At 70.1% G+C, this 13,901-nt stretch carries 10 protein-coding genes; 4 read left to right on the top strand and 6 right to left on the bottom strand.

The features are described 5' to 3' along the window. The first annotated feature begins 59 nt into the window (after nt 1–59). Nucleotides 60–1,835 (top strand): FG-GAP repeat protein, encoded by a 1,776-nt coding sequence (locus tag DY262_RS20025; protein WP_116960839.1) that lies wholly within the window; start codon nt 60–62, stop codon nt 1,833–1,835. A 13-nt stretch (nt 1,836–1,848) separates the two neighbouring features. Here the strand turns inward: DY262_RS20025 and boxA are convergent, their stop codons facing one another. The 4 genes from boxA to DY262_RS20005 all read right to left on the bottom strand — a co-directional run bounded on the left by boxA (nt 1,849) and on the right by DY262_RS20005 (nt 7,445). After that, nucleotides 1,849–3,126, bottom strand: coding sequence for a benzoyl-CoA 2,3-epoxidase subunit BoxA (gene boxA, locus DY262_RS20020; RefSeq protein WP_116960838.1), 1,278 nt, complete (start codon nt 3,124–3,126; stop codon nt 1,849–1,851). A 135-nt stretch (nt 3,127–3,261) separates the two neighbouring features. Further along, nucleotides 3,262–4,689, bottom strand: coding sequence for a benzoyl-CoA 2,3-epoxidase subunit BoxB (gene boxB, locus DY262_RS20015; RefSeq protein ID WP_116960837.1), 1,428 nt, complete (start codon nt 4,687–4,689; stop codon nt 3,262–3,264). 29 nt (nt 4,690–4,718) lie between these two features. Beyond that, nucleotides 4,719–6,377, bottom strand: coding sequence for a 2,3-epoxybenzoyl-CoA dihydrolase (gene boxC, locus DY262_RS20010; RefSeq protein WP_116960836.1), 1,659 nt, complete (start codon nt 6,375–6,377; stop codon nt 4,719–4,721). Between the two features lie 138 nt (nt 6,378–6,515). Next, nucleotides 6,516–7,445, bottom strand: a complete 930-nt coding sequence (locus DY262_RS20005) for a helix-turn-helix transcriptional regulator (protein WP_116960857.1) — start codon at nt 7,443–7,445, stop codon at nt 6,516–6,518. A 147-nt stretch (nt 7,446–7,592) separates the two neighbouring features. Between DY262_RS20005 and DY262_RS20000 the strand changes: the two genes are divergently transcribed. The 3 genes from DY262_RS20000 to DY262_RS19990 all read left to right on the top strand — a co-directional run bounded on the left by DY262_RS20000 (nt 7,593) and on the right by DY262_RS19990 (nt 11,694). Further along, on the top strand, nt 7,593–9,170 hold the full coding sequence (locus DY262_RS20000; protein WP_116960835.1) for a 3,4-dehydroadipyl-CoA semialdehyde dehydrogenase: 1,578 nt from the start codon (nt 7,593–7,595) through the stop codon (nt 9,168–9,170). Between the two features lie 24 nt (nt 9,171–9,194). Further along, nucleotides 9,195–10,772 (top strand): benzoate-CoA ligase family protein, encoded by a 1,578-nt coding sequence (locus DY262_RS19995; protein ID WP_116960834.1) that lies wholly within the window; start codon nt 9,195–9,197, stop codon nt 10,770–10,772. A 163-nt stretch (nt 10,773–10,935) separates the two neighbouring features. Then, entirely contained in the window at nt 10,936–11,694 is a 759-nt protein-coding gene (locus DY262_RS19990) for a hypothetical protein (RefSeq protein ID WP_116960833.1), read from the top strand. Between the two features lie 62 nt (nt 11,695–11,756). Here the strand turns inward: DY262_RS19990 and DY262_RS19985 are convergent, their stop codons facing one another. Together DY262_RS19985 and apbC are read right to left on the bottom strand one after the other, a co-directional pair. Then, entirely contained in the window at nt 11,757–12,608 is an 852-nt protein-coding gene (locus DY262_RS19985) for a GNAT family N-acetyltransferase (protein WP_116960832.1), read from the bottom strand. Nucleotides 12,609–12,697: 89 nt separating this feature from the next. Then, nucleotides 12,698–13,789 (bottom strand): iron-sulfur cluster carrier protein ApbC, encoded by a 1,092-nt coding sequence (gene apbC, locus DY262_RS19980; RefSeq protein WP_116960831.1) that lies wholly within the window; start codon nt 13,787–13,789, stop codon nt 12,698–12,700. Nucleotides 13,790–13,901 lie beyond the last annotated feature (112 nt).

Raw genomic sequence — 13,901 nt, 5'->3', positions numbered from 1 at the left:
ATGGATGGCGCACGAGATCGCCGATCCAATCGCGGGCTTTCCTGACTGCCGGCCTCGACATGACACCCGACATCCGCCGCGCGATCCGCGCTTCCCTGCTTCTGCTGGCCAGTGCCCTCGCGGCCTGCGGCGGCGGCTCCAGCGCCGTGACCTCGTCCGCCACCGTCGGGTTTCCCAGCGACGCCACCCTGGGCTTCACGCTCACGCCCGCCGCCATCAAGACCTTGCGCTTCACCTGGAACGACGCCGCCGGCGAAACCGGCTACCGCCTGCTCGAGGACCCCGACGGCGCCTCGGGCTACACGCCCATCGCCGACCTGCCGGCCGACACCACGCAATACGACCATGGGGTTTTTCTGCCCGAGCGCGTGAACGCGCGCTACCGGCTGCAGGTCTGCCGCGACCAGGACTGCGTCGACACCGCCGAGCAGCGGGTGAGCGACGCGCTGGTGCCGGCCATCGGCTACGTCAAGGCCGCCGCCCCCGCCGACAACGACCGCTTCGGCCAGAGCGTGGCCGTGTCGGCCGACGGGCAGTTCCTGGCCGTCGGCGCACCGGGCAGCGCGTCGGGCCGGGGCAGCGGCGGCGCGGTCTACGTCTTCGCCCGCACGGGCGCTCAGTGGGCGCAGGCGTCCCGACTGGCGCCCCCGGCGCCGGAACCGGGCGACCTGTTCGGCTACAGCCTGGCCTTGTCCGCCGACGGCGCGACGCTGGCGGTGGGCGCGCCCACTGGCAGCGGTGACGTCGGCCACAGCGGCAGCGCCTTTGTCTTCACGCGCGGGGGCGGTGCCGCTGCCTGGGGCCTTCCGGTCCGGGTCGCGGCGTCGAACGCCGATGCGGGCGACCGGTTCGGCTGGCAAGTGGCGCTGTCGGGCGACGGCACCGTCCTGGCCGTGACCGCACCCGACGAATCGGGCGATGCCCGCGCCATCAACGGGGCGGACAACAACAGCCGGCGGCGAAGTGGCGCGGCCTACGTGTTCGCCCTCGCCGCCGCCGCTTGGACGCAGCAGGCCTACGTCAAGGCCTCCAACGCCGACGCCGACGACGGCTTCGGCGCCGCGTTGGCGCTGTCGGCCGACGGTCAGACGCTGGCCGTCGGCGCCACCAACGAATCCAGCGCCGCCACGGGCGTGGGCGGGGACCCCGACGACAACACCGCCCAGAGCAGCGGCGCGGTGTACGTCTTCGGTCGGGCCCGGGACACCTGGAGTCAGCAGGCCTACGTGAAAGCCTCCAACACCTTGGGCAACGCCGCGTTCGGCGCTGCCATCGCGCTGTCGGCCGATGGCCAGGCCATGGCCGTGGGCAGCCCCTACGAAGCCAGCGGCGCGAGAGGCATCGATGGCGATCCCCACAACAACGCCGCCACGGCCAGCGGGGCCGCGTACCTGTTTGACCGCCAGGGTGGCCAGTGGCGCCAGTCGACCTACGTCAAGGCATCGAACGCCGACGCCAACGACAACTTCGGCGCCAGCGTGGTGTTGTCCCGCGATGGCGCCACGCTGGCGGTGGGTGCCCCCGGCGAGGGCAGCGCCGCACGGGGCCTGCAGGCCGACCAGGGCGACAACAGCGCCCCCTGGAGCGGCGCGGCCTATCTCTTCCGGCGCACCGCGGCGGGGTGGCGGCAGCAGGCCTACCTCAAGCCCTCGAACACCCTGCGCGGCGACGGCTTCGGCTCCACCCTCGCCCTGTCGGACCAGGGCGCTGGCGTGGGGCCCCCCCGCGCGGCACTGGCGGCGGGCAGCCCCTCGGCGGTCAACGCCAGCCCCGGCATCGGGGGCGACCAGGCCGACCGGTCGGGCAGCGACGTCGGCGCGGTGTACCTCTACTGAACCCCGCCGGGCGTCAGTAGGTTTCGAGGTGCAGCCGGCCTTCGCGCTGCAGCGCGGCGCCCACGCTCTCCCAATCCATCCCGGCGCCCGTGGCGATGTCGCGCAGCGCCAGCACAACGCCCTCCTCCATGCTCTTCAGGCCGCAGACATAGAGGTGGGTGTTCGGGTCCTTCAGCAGCGCAGCGAGGTCGGCCGCGCGCTCGCGCATGGCGTCCTGCACGTATTTCTTGGGCTGGCCCGGCGTGCGGCTGAAGGCGAAGTTGGTGTCGATGAAGTCCTTGGGCAGGCTCTGCAGCGGGCCGAAGTACGGCAGTTCCTGCTGCGTGCGCGCACCGAAGAACAGCAGGAGCTTGCCGCCCTCGAACTTGCCCGAGGCGCGCAGGCGGCGGCGCCACTCGGTCATCGCGCGCATCGGCGCCGAGCCGGTGCCGGTGCAGATCATCACGATGTGGCTCTTCGGGTGGTTGGGCATGAGGAAGCTCGAACCGAAGGGCCCGATCACCTCCACCTTGTCGCCCACCTTGAGGTCGCACATGAAGTTGCTGGCCACGCCGCGCACCGGCTTGCCGTCGTAGTCCTCCAGCACGCGCTTGATGGTGAGCGAGAGGTTGTTGTGTCCCGGCCGCTCGCCGTTGCGCGGGCTGGCGATGCTGTACTGGCGCGCGTGGTGGGGGCGGCCTTTGGCGTCGGTGCCCGGCGGCACCACGCCGATGCTCTGGCCTTCCAGCACGGGAAAGGGCATGGCGCCGAAGTCCAGCACGATGTGGTGGGTGTCGTAGTCGGTGCCCACGTCGGTGACGCGCAGGTTGCCGACCACGGTGGCCGTGATGGTCTTTTGCGCGGCCTTGGGGCCGTAGAGGTTGGTGAAGGCGTGCGCGGCCGACCAGGGCGGCAGCGTGGCGCCGTAGCGGCTGGCGACGAAGGTGTCCTCCAGCGTGGCGGCGGTGGGGGCGGGCGCCGGGGCGGACGCGTCGGCCACGGGCGCCTCGGCACCGGCGGCCGCCAGCTCCTCGGGCGGCAGCTCGGCAGGCAGCGACTCCCAGCCGAACTGCTCCTCGATGGAATAGGCGCGCGCCTTGGGCATGGTGCGCCAGTTGTCGATCGAGCCCGTGGGACACGGCGGCACGCAGGCCATGCACAGGTTGCACTTGCTCGCGTCGACCACGTAGTTGTTCGAGTCGTGCGTGATCGCGTCCACGGGGCAGGTCGCCTCGCAGGTGTTGCAGCGGATGCAGATTTCGGGGTCGATCAGGTGCTGCTGGATGACAGCGAGTTCAACAGGGGCGTTCATAAACCTACTCCAGAAAAAGGCGAGGCCCGTGGGAGTGCCCGGGCCTCAACCAGGGATGCCGCGGAACCGGCTGTGCCGGGCCGCTGGCATCGCCCCCCTTTCTAAGGGGGGAGCGGCGAAGCCGCGCAGGGGGATTTACCCGAATCGCACGTACTCGAAATCCACCGGCTGGCGGTTGATGCCCATCACCGGCGGCGCGATCCAGTTGGCGAACTTGCCCGGCTCGACCACGCGGCCCATCAGCGAGGCCACGAAGGCGAAGTCTTCCGGCGTGGGCAGCCACTCGGCCTTCTTCGCTTCCCATTCGGCTGCGTTGACGACGCGGCCCTCGGGCGACAGGCGGATGCCCGCGAGCGCGCCGATCTGGCGGTTGAAGGCCTTGTGCGGCACGGTCAGCCGCGTGGGGATGCCGGCCTTCTCCAGCACCTTGTTCCAGCGGTTCACGCCCGCCACGGAATCGGTGATGAAGTCGTCGCGCAGCACCTCGTTGAGCGCGTTGAGCATGGGCACTTCCTTCTCCACGAGCTGGCCGTTCTGCACCTCGAGCACCTTGTAGGTCTGGCCCTTGAGCACGTGGTCGTCGGTGCGCTTGCCCTCTTCGTAGCGGCCCTTGAGGCCCGAGCTGTAGAAGATGGCGGCGTTGCTCGACTGGTCGGCACCGAACAGGTCGATGGTGACCGAGTAGTGGAAGTTCAGGTAGCGCTGCACCGTGCCGAGGTCGATGGCACCGGCGGCGCGCACCTTGGCCGGGTCGTCGGTCTTGAGCTCGTTCATCACCTGCGCGGTGCGCTGCAGCACGCGCGACACGCCGCTCTCGCCCACGAACATGTGGTGGGCTTCCTCGGTCAGCATGAACTTGGTCGTGCGGGCCAGCGGGTCGAAGGCGGACTCGGCCAGCGCCGACAGCTGGAACTTGCCGTCGCGGTCGGTGAAGTAGGTGAACATGAAGAAGGCCAGCCAGTCGGGGGTCTTCTCGTTGAACGCGCCCAGGATGCGCGGGTTGTCCTGGTCGCCGGACTGGCGCTGCAGCAGGGCCTCGGCCTCCTCGCGGCCGTCGCGGCCGAAGTGCTTGTGCAGCAGGTAGACCATGGCCCAGAGGTGGCGGCCCTCTTCCACGTTGATCTGGAACAGGTTGCGCAGGTCGTACATGCTGGGCGCGGTCAGGCCCAGGTGGCGCTGCTGCTCCACCGACGCGGGCTCGGTGTCGCCCTGCGTGACGATGATGCGGCGCAGGTTGGCCCGGTGTTCGCCGGGCACGTCGTTCCAGGCGGCCTCGCCCTTGTGGTCGCCGAAGTGGATCTTGCGCTCGGCCTCGCCGGGGTTGAGGAAGATGCCCCAGCGGTAGTCGCGCATCTTCACGTGGCCGAACTGGGCCCAGCCCTGCGGGTCCACGCTGACCGCGGTGCGCAGGTAGACCTCGTGGTTGGTCGAGCCCTCGGGGCCGACGTCGTCCCACCAGTTGATGAAGTTGGGCTGCCAGCCTTCCAGCGCGCGCTGCAGCGTGCGGTCTTCGGACAGGTTGACGTTGTTCGGGATCTTCTCGCTGTAGTTGATCGTGGACATGTCGTTCTTCCTCGGGTTCGGTGGGTGGGTCAGACTCGGTTGAAATCGAAAAGCGCTTTGTCGCCCTTGCCGTAGACCTTGAGCGCGCCCTTGTCGCCGACGGCGTTGGGGCGGATGAAGATCCAGTTCTGCCAGGCGGACAGGCGCCCGAAGATGCGGGTGAGCATGTTCTCTTTCTGGGCAAAGCGCAGGTTGGCTTCCAGGCCGGTCAGCGCGTCGGGCGACATGGCGGCGCGCTCTTCGATGGCGATGCGCACCTCGTCGGCCCAGTCGATGTCGTCGGGCGCGGCGGTGACCAGGCCCAGTTTGAAGGCCGCGTCGGCGTCCAGCGCCTGGCCCACGGCGCCGCGCACGGCCTCCATGGCGGGCGCTTCTTCATAGAAGCGGCGCTGCAGGCGCGACTGGCCGTTCACCATGGGCAGCAGGCCCAGGTTGAACTCGCCCAGCGTGATCTTGGGCGCGTTCGCCTCGTCATCGGGCAGCGCGAGCATGTAGGTGCGGTCGGCGCAGAAGGCCAGTTCGGCCAGCGAGCCGGCGAAGCACGAACCCTGCTCGACCAGCGCGAACAGGCTGCGCGAGGACACGTCCAGGCGGGCGAAGGTGCGGCGCAGCAGGCCGATGGTTTCGCGCACGAACCAGTGGTTCTGGTGCTTGAGCAGCGTGGCGTCGCTGGCCAGCACGGCGGCGGCGTCGCCCTCGGTCTTGATCAGCCAGGTGCCGATGTCGAGCTCGTTGGTGCGCAGGTTGAGGATGGCGTCGTCGAGTTCGCGGCCCATCTGCAGCGGCCACCACGAGGCGCCCGCGGCCTCGATGCCGGCAATGTCGGTGGGCTGGGCGCTGCCGGGCGCCTTCACGGTCAGCGTGGCGGTGCGCTTGGCGCGGTCGATGGCGACGTTGACGTATGGGTAGGCGATGCCGTCGGCGCTGTCGGTGCGCTGGATGCGCGGCAGGGCCACGCCCTTGGCATCGGCCGGGCGGTCGCTCTGCGCGGCCAGGGCCTCGGCGCGCGCGGCGACGTGGGCGGCGAACTGCTGCGGCTTGGCGATGGAATCCACCAGGCGCCAGTCCACGGCCTTCTGGCCGCGCACGCCTTCGCTGGTGGTGCAGAAGATGTCGGCCAGGTCGTGGCGCACGTGGCGCTTGTCGGTCACGCGGGTCAGGCCACCGGTGCCGGGCAACACGCCCAGCAGCGGCACCTCGGGCAGGCTCACGGCGCTGCTGCGGTCGTCCACCAGCACGATCTCGTCGCAGGCCAGGGCCAGCTCGTACCCGCCGCCGGCGCAGGCGCCGTTCACCGCGGCGATGAACTTCAGGCCGCTGTTCTTGGAGGAGTCTTCCAGGCCATTGCGCGTTTCATTGGTGAACTTGCAGAAGTTCACCTTCCAGGCGTGGCTGGAGAGGCCCAGCATGAAGATGTTGGCGCCCGAGCAGAACACGCGGTCTTTGCCGCTGGTCACCACCACGGTGCGCACCTGCGGGTGCTCGAAGCGGATGCGGTTGACGGCGTCGTGCAGCTCCACGTCCACGCCCAGGTCGTAGCTGTTGAGCTTGAGCTTGTAGCCAGGACGGATGCCGGCGTCTTCGTTGATGTCGACGGCCAGCGTGGCGGTGGAACCGTTCACCGACAGCTTCCAGTGGCGGTACTGGCTGGGTTCGGTGCGGTAGTCGACGGGGGCGGGGTGGCTCATGGCGGTCTCCTCGGGAGGGTGGGGCTTGGCCAGCGGACCATGGCAGGCGCCGCCGGCATGACCGGAATAATAATGCATGCATCAAAGTGCAGTCAATGCATTTTTATGCATGTCCCGGCCGTTGGTCGGCCGGGTCGCTCAGCCGCCGGGGGCGGCGATCAGGGCCTGCACCCGCTCCCGCAGGGCGGCGTAGGCCTCGTCCACGCCCGCGTAGGCGCTGGTATTGAAGTGCAGATCGGCTTTGGAATAGAAGGCCGAACGGCCCGCGAGGATGCGCTTGAGGTCTTCCATCGCCTCGCGGCTGGCGGCCATGGGCCGCAGATCGCCCTGGGCCGCCACCCGGCCCATGTGGTCGGCCGGATCCGCCTGCAGCCACACGGTGGTGCAGTGGGCCAGCAACACGTTGAAGTTGGCCGCGTCCGAGACCAGGCCGCCGGGCGTGGCGATCACCACCTCGGGGTAGATCTGGATCGCCTCCTCCAGCGCGCGGCGCTCGTAGCGCCGGTAGGCCGGCGTGCCGTAGAGCGCGTGGATCTCGTCGATGCTGCAGCCGGCGAACTTCTCGATCTCGCGGCTCAGCTCGATGAAGGCATAACCGAGTTCATCCGCCAGGCGCTGGCCCAGCGTGGACTTGCCGGCGCCGCGCAGGCCGATGAGCGCGATGCGCGTGTGCCGGGTGCTGTCGCTCTCCGTTTGCGACTGGCCCAGCGCGGCACCGATGGCCACGCGCACGCGGCGCAGGTCGGTCTCGGGCCGGCCCGCCAGCATCTCGCGGATCAGCAGCCACTCGGGCGAGCTGGTGCTCACGTCGCCAATCAGCTCGGCCAGCGGGCAGTGCAGCGCCTCGGCCACCTGCAGCAGCACCAGGATGGAGGCGTTGCCGGTGCCGTACTCGAGATTGGCCAGGTGGCGCTCGGACACGTCGGCCGCCAGCGCCACGGCCTTGCGCGTCATGCCGCGGCGCGAGCGCAGCGTGCGCACGCGCTCGCCGAGCGCCACGAGGAAAGGGTGCCGGCCCTCATCCTCGGCGGCGGGGCTGGCGGTGGCGGCACTGGCGTCGGCGTCCATGGTGGGCATGGTTGGTCGGGCTTAGGGTTTGCGGGCTTGCAAAATGGCAAGACATGCACTTTAATGCACATTTCGCCGCACGCAACATAGTGCACTTTATCGCTTCACCGGTTTTGACACCAGCCCCCCGGTTTGATTGAGCCCACCATGACCACCACCCCCCTGCTGCCCAACATCGTTGCCGGTAAAGCCCAAATGGGCCAAGGCCCGGGAACCCCCCTGTTCGACCCGGTGCTGGGCACCGAACTCGTGCGCGTGAGCCGCGAAGGTCTGGATCTGGCCAGCGCCTTTGCCTTCGCGCGCGAACAGGGCGGCGCCGCGCTGCGCGCGCTCAGCTACCGCGAGCGCGCCGGTCTGCTCGGCGCCATCGGCCAGGTGCTGCAGGCCAAGCGCGACGACTACTACGCCATCGCCACCGCCAACTCCGGCACCGTCACGCGCGACTCGGCCGTGGACATCGACGGCGGCATCTTCACCATCGGCCAGTACGCCAAGTGGGGCGACAAACTCGGCGACGCGCGCGCCCTGCTCGACGGCGAACGCATCCGCCTCGGCAAGGACCCGGCCTTCCAGAGCCAGCACGTCCTCACGCCCACACGCGGCCTGGCGCTGTTCATCAACGCGTTCAACTTCCCCAGCTGGGGCCTGTGGGAGAAGGCCGCGCCCGCCCTGCTCAGCGGCGTGCCCGTGGTGGTGAAGCCCGGCACGCCCACCGCCTGGCTGACGCAGCGCATGGTGCAGGACGTGGTGGAGGCCGGCGTGCTGCCCGCTGGCGCGCTGTCGGTCATCTGCGGCTCCTCCGCCGGCCTGCTGGACGCGCTGCAGCCCTTCGACGTGCTGTCCTTCACCGGCTCGGCCGGCACGGCCGCGCAGATCCGTGGCCATGCGGCCATCGCCGAGCGCTCGGTGCGCTGCAACATCGAGGCCGACAGCCTCAACAGCGCCCTGCTCGACCCGAACGCCGCCGCCGGCGACGAAGCCTTCAACCTCTTCGTGAACGAGGTGGTGCGCGAGATGACCGTCAAGAGCGGACAGAAGTGCACGGCCATCCGCCGCGCCTTCGTGCCGCGCGCGCTCTACGACGCCGCCGCGCAGGCGATCGGCGCCAAGCTGGCCAAGATCAGCGTGGGCAATCCGCGCCACGAGGCCGTGCGCATGGGCGCGCTGGTGAGCCGCGCGCAATTCGATGGCGTGCAGGAAGGCCTGGCCCAGTTGCTCGCCGAAGCCACGCCGCTGTACGACGGCCGCGCCCAGGCCCTGGTGGACGCCGACCCCGCGGTGGCCGCCTGCGCCATGCCCGTGCTGCTGGGCACCAGCGACCCGGTGAAGGCCCGCGTGCTGCACGACGTGGAGGTCTTCGGCCCCGTGTCCACGCTCATGCCCTACGACAGCGACGCCCAGGCCTTCGAACTCATCCGCCGCGGCCAGGGCTCGCTCGTGGCCTCGGTCTACAGCGCCGACCCCGCCTTCGTGGCGCGCGCCGCGCTGGAGCTGGCCGACAGCCACGGCCGCGTGCACGCCATCTCGCCCGACGTGGCCAGCCTGCACACCGGCCACGGCAACGTGATGCCGCATTCCCTGCACGGCGGACCGGGCCGCGCGGGCGGCGGCGAAGAGCTCGGCGGCCTGCGCGCCCTGGGCTTCTACCACCGCCGCAGCGCCGTGCAGGCCAGCACCGCCGCGCTGGACGCGCTGGCCGCGAGCGCCACCGCCTTGACCTACTGAGCCCACGATTCCGAGGAGACCGCCATGAGCCCCGACACCGTGGCCGCGCCGCCGGCGCGCTTCAACTTCGCCCGCCATCTGCTCGACCTCAATGCCACGCGTGCGGGCAAGACCGCGCTCATCGACGACCAGGGCACGCTCAGCTATGGCCAGCTCGCCGACGCCGTGCGCCGCTGCGCGGGCGCGCTGCAGTCCCTGGGCCTGCGCCGCGAGGAGCGCGTGCTGCTGCTGGCGCAGGACAGCAGCGACTGGGTCGTGGCTTTCCTGGGCGCGCTGTACGCCGGCGTGGTGCCGGTGGCGGTGAACACGCTGCTGCCGGCCAAGGACATCGCCTACATGCTGGGCGACAGCCGAGCGCAGGCGGCCATCGTCAGCGGCGCGCTGCTGCCCACCGTGCAGGAGGCCATGACCCTGGGCACACACGGCGTGAAGCACCTGATCGTCTCGCGCGGCCAGCGGCTTCCCCCGGGCGCCCACGCCTTCGATGCCCTGCTCCAGGCCGCCGCGCCCGCCGAGCCCACCGACACGCACGCCGAGGAGCCCGCGTTCTGGCTCTACTCCAGCGGCTCCACCGGCGCGCCCAAGGGCACGGTGCACACCCAAGGCAACCTGTACTGGACCGCCGAGCTCTACGGCAAGGGCGTGCTGAAGATGCGCGAGGACGACGTGGTCTTCTCCGCCGCGAAACTCTTCTTCGCCTACGGGCTGGGCAATGCGCTGAGCTTTCCGCTCAGCGTGGGCGCCACGGTCGTGCTGATGGCCGAGCGGCCCACCCCGCAGGCCTGCTTCCAGCGTCTGACCGTGCACCGCCCCACCATCTTCTGCGGCGCGCCCACCGGCTATGGCGGCATGCTGGCCAGCCCCGATCTGCCGGCCAGGGACGCCGTGGCGCTGCGCCTGTGCTCCTCGGCCGGCGAGGCGCTGCCGCAGGACATCGGCGAGCGCTGGACGCGCCACTTCGGCGTCGAAATCATCGACGGCATCGGTTCCACCGAAATGCTGCACATCTTCCTGTCCAACGCGCCGGGCGAGGTGCACTACGGCACCACCGGCCGGCCCGTGCCGGGCTACGAGGTGGAGCTGCGCGGCGAGGACGGCCGTCCCGTGGCCGACAACGCCGACGGCTCCTCCGAGATCGGCGACCTCTACATCAAGGGCCCCAGCGCCGCGCTGATGTACTGGAACAACCGCACCAAGAGCCGCGACACCTTCCAGGGCGCCTGGACCAAGAGCGGCGACAAGTACCTGCGCAACCCCAACGGCACCTACACCTACGCGGGCCGCAACGACGACATGCTCAAGGTGAGCGGCATCTATGTCAGCCCCTTCGAGGTGGAGGCCACGCTGGTGCAGCACCCCGCCGTGCTGGAGGCGGCCGTCATCGGCAAGGAAGACAGCGACGGCCTGACCAAGACCAAGGCCTACGTGGTGCTCAAGCCCGGCCAGCAGGCCAGCGCGGCCGAGCTGCAGGCCTTCGTGAAGGAGCGCCTGGCGCCCTACAAGTACCCGCGCTTCATCGAGTTCCTGGACGAGCTGCCCAAGACCGCCACCGGCAAGATCCAGCGCTTCAGGCTGCGCGAGCGCGAGAAGGCGGCGGGCTAAACCCGCAACGGGACGGGCATCGGCCATGTGACCAGGAATGGCGGCTGCCAGCCACATGGCCGAGCACCAGCGGGCGGGTTGGCGTTACCCATCGAGCGTTCACTACCGCGCCGGCTCCCTGCCCCCTGGACAAGCGGCTGGCCCATCTACGAAGCGCTCACCCATGCCGTTCAAGCTCTCCCGCCAGCACAAATCCCACCACCCGAAGCAGCCGTCGGCCCAGTCACTCGCCAAGCTCAACAAATTCCTCCAGCCGCAAGCGCCGGCGGCGCGTGCGCCCAAGACGGCGAAGCCGGGCTTCAAGCACAGCGCCAAGGCCTTTTTCAAGAAGCACTTCCATTTCAACACCACCCCTCGGGTACGCGACGCCCAGCAATGCGTTATCCGCACCGTGGTCACCGACCTGCCCAGGCAGGACCTCCCGAATCGCCGGGAGTACCGGGACAGCCTGCGCGCCCTGGCCCAGCCTCAGCCGGTGGTGTTCACCACCGCCGATTCGCTGCCGCAGGGGTACACACCGCAGGCCTATGCCGCGGCGCTGGCCGAGCCGTTCGTGTCCGAGAGTGCCGCGGTGCCGCCCGAACCCGCATCGACCCAAGAGCTGCAAGACAAGCTGAAAGCCTGCATGCAGGCGATCTGCCACGACATGCTGGCCAAAGGCGAAGACCGCCGGGTGTGCACGCTGGGAGACCGCACGGTCACCGCTCGCATCGAAATGCCCCAGCGGAACAACCCCGACAAGCGCTTGATGTTCGGCATCCTGGATTCCCAAGCCATCGACTCCAGAGGCAAAGCGGGCGTGAACGCCGTCCTGTTTGACGGCACGCTTCACCTGAATGGCCGCGACGTGGCGCAGCACCCGCACCCCAGGCTCGCGCTGCTGGACGCGTCGGACGCCGCCCGGCTCCTGCAGCTCGCCTGAGCCCTCCGCCAGGGCCGCCGCCGCGCGGCCCTGGGCGGTGCATCGACCGCCCCTCTCGACGCTCAACCGATCTCCAGCGCCGTCAACGCGTACTGCCGCGCCAGATCGATGGCCGGCGCCGGGCCGCGGTACATGCGCGCCGTGGGGAAACCTGCCACGAAACCGTGGCGCTCCATCAGCGCCCGGGCCTCGTGGTTGGGCTCGGGCACGTCCAGGTGCACGGCCTCCTGCGGCGCCACGCCCGCGCACAGGGCCTGCAGCAGGCCCTCGGCAATGGCCGGGGTGTCGGCGCACAGCGGACCGATTTTGTGGCCCTGCACACAGGCGCGGCGCACGCCGTAGCCGCGCAGCCGCCCATCCTGCAGCCAGCCCAGGGCCGTGCCCCGGCGCTGGCGGATCCAGGCCTGCAGGAAGGCCGGTCGCGGCTCGGGGTGGAAGGCCAGGTCGTAGGCGGCCAGATCGTCGAAGGGCAGGCCCGCCAGGCGCACGGTGGCCGGGTGCGGCGGTCGCGGGCCCAGGCCGTGCCCGCTGTAGCGCCGGTTGCGCCAGGCCAGCTCGAAGCCGCTGCGCGCGTAGTTGTGCTGCTGCGCGACCACGCCGTCCAGCCCCGCCACGCAGCCCCTCAGGTGCTCCAGCGCCGCGTTCCACACCGCCAGGCCCAACCCCCGGCCACGGAACGCCGGCTCCACGATGTACAGGCCGATGAAACCGTAGCCCACGCCATAGCGCAGGCCGCTGATGCTGGCCACCGGCCGCTCGCCCACCCAGGCCATGAAGTGGCCGCGCGGGTCGATGGCGTGGAACATCTCCGTGTCGTGCAGGCCAGGGTTCCAGCCCTCGCGCGCGGCCCAGTGCAGGGCCAGGCCGAGGTCGTGGCGCGACATGCGCTGGATGCGGTGGGCGGGTGTCTTCATGCGCGGCCTCTCAGGTGAAACCGCGATGAAAGCCCAAGCGGCTCCCGGGTGCCATACCGCGTCGGCGGTAGGGCACATGACGGCCCTGATCAGGTGTCGCTGGAGATCTTGATGCTGGGGAACTTGGACGAGAAGTCTTTGGCCTTGGCGGCGATCTTGATGGCCACCTGCCGCGCCACCGACTTGTACAGCCCGGCGATCTCGCCCTCGGGGTCGGCCACCACGGTGGGCCGGCCGCCGTCGGCCTGCACGCGGATGCTCATGTTCAGGGGCAGCGCGCCCAGGTAGTCCATGCCGTACTCGGCGGCCATGTTCTTGCCGCCGTCGGCGCCGAAAATGTGCTCCACGTGACCGCACTTCTCGCAGACGTGCACGGCCATGTTTTCCACGATGCCCAGGATGGGCACGCCCACCTTCTCGAACATCTTGATGCCCTTGCGCGCGTCCAGCAGGGCGATGTCCTGCGGCGTGGTGACGATCACCGCGCCCGTGATGGGCACACGCTGCGACAGCGTGAGCTGGATGTCGCCGGTGCCGGGCGGCATGTCGACGATGAGGTAGTCGAGGTCCTTCCAGTTGGTCTGGCGCAGCAGCTGCTCCAGCGCCTGCGTGGCCATGGGGCCGCGCCAGATCATGGCCTCGTCGCGGTCGATGAGGAAGCCGATGGAGATGACCTGCACGCCGTAGTTTTCCAGCGGCTCCATGGTCTGGCCATCGATGCTCTCGGGCCGGCCCTCGATGCCCAGCATCATGGGCTGGCTGGGGCCGTAGATGTCGGCATCGAGCACGCCCACGGAGGCGCCCTCGGCCGCCAGCGCCAGCGCCAGGTTCACGGCCGTGGTGCTCTTGCCCACGCCGCCCTTGCCCGAGGCCACGGCGATGATGTTCTTCACCTGCGGCAACAGCGCCACGCCGCGCTGCGCGGCGTGCGCAATGACCTTGGTGTGCAGGTTCACCGATACGTTGTCCACGCCCGCCACCGAGCGCGCCGCCGCCACCAGGGCCTTGCGCAGCGCGGGCATCTGGCTCTTGGCCGGGTAGCCCAGCTCGACGTCGAAGGACACCTCGCCGTCCTGCACCTGCAGGTTCTTCAGGGCCTTGGTGGAAACGAAGTCGCGGCCGGTGTTCGGGTCCTGCACGGCTTGCAGCGCCTGCATCAGCGCCTGTTGGTCGACGGGCATGGGGGGATGGCTCCTGGGGTGAGGGGATGGCCGCCACGCCGTGGGGGAATACGGGGGCGGGTGCTCTGGGGCGGCGAAAGTCTACCGCCGTGGGGACACCACCGCCATGGAA

The sequence above is a fragment of the Hydrogenophaga borbori genome (genome assembly GCF_003417535.1).
Taxonomy (GTDB): domain Bacteria; phylum Pseudomonadota; class Gammaproteobacteria; order Burkholderiales; family Burkholderiaceae_C; genus Hydrogenophaga; species Hydrogenophaga borbori.
Note: the sequence above shows the minus strand (reverse complement) of the source record. Positions and strands in the feature narration are given on the sequence as shown.

Excerpts from the sequence above, each read along its gene's own strand:
- DY262_RS20025 (WP_116960839.1), top strand. The coding sequence starts at position 60 with ATGACACCCGACATCCGCCGCGCGATCCGCGCTTCCCTGCTTCTGCTG.
- boxA (WP_116960838.1), bottom strand. The coding sequence starts at position 3,126 with ATGAACGCCCCTGTTGAACTCGCTGTCATCCAGCAGCACCTGATCGAC.
- boxB (WP_116960837.1), bottom strand. The coding sequence starts at position 4,689 with ATGTCCACGATCAACTACAGCGAGAAGATCCCGAACAACGTCAACCTG.
- boxC (WP_116960836.1), bottom strand. The coding sequence starts at position 6,377 with ATGAGCCACCCCGCCCCCGTCGACTACCGCACCGAACCCAGCCAGTAC.
- DY262_RS20005 (WP_116960857.1), bottom strand. The coding sequence starts at position 7,445 with ATGGACGCCGACGCCAGTGCCGCCACCGCCAGCCCCGCCGCCGAGGAT.
- DY262_RS20000 (WP_116960835.1), top strand. The coding sequence starts at position 7,593 with ATGACCACCACCCCCCTGCTGCCCAACATCGTTGCCGGTAAAGCCCAA.
- DY262_RS19995 (WP_116960834.1), top strand. The coding sequence starts at position 9,195 with ATGAGCCCCGACACCGTGGCCGCGCCGCCGGCGCGCTTCAACTTCGCC.
- DY262_RS19990 (WP_116960833.1), top strand. The coding sequence starts at position 10,936 with ATGCCGTTCAAGCTCTCCCGCCAGCACAAATCCCACCACCCGAAGCAG.
- DY262_RS19985 (WP_116960832.1), bottom strand. The coding sequence starts at position 12,608 with ATGAAGACACCCGCCCACCGCATCCAGCGCATGTCGCGCCACGACCTC.
- apbC (WP_116960831.1), bottom strand. The coding sequence starts at position 13,789 with ATGCCCGTCGACCAACAGGCGCTGATGCAGGCGCTGCAAGCCGTGCAG.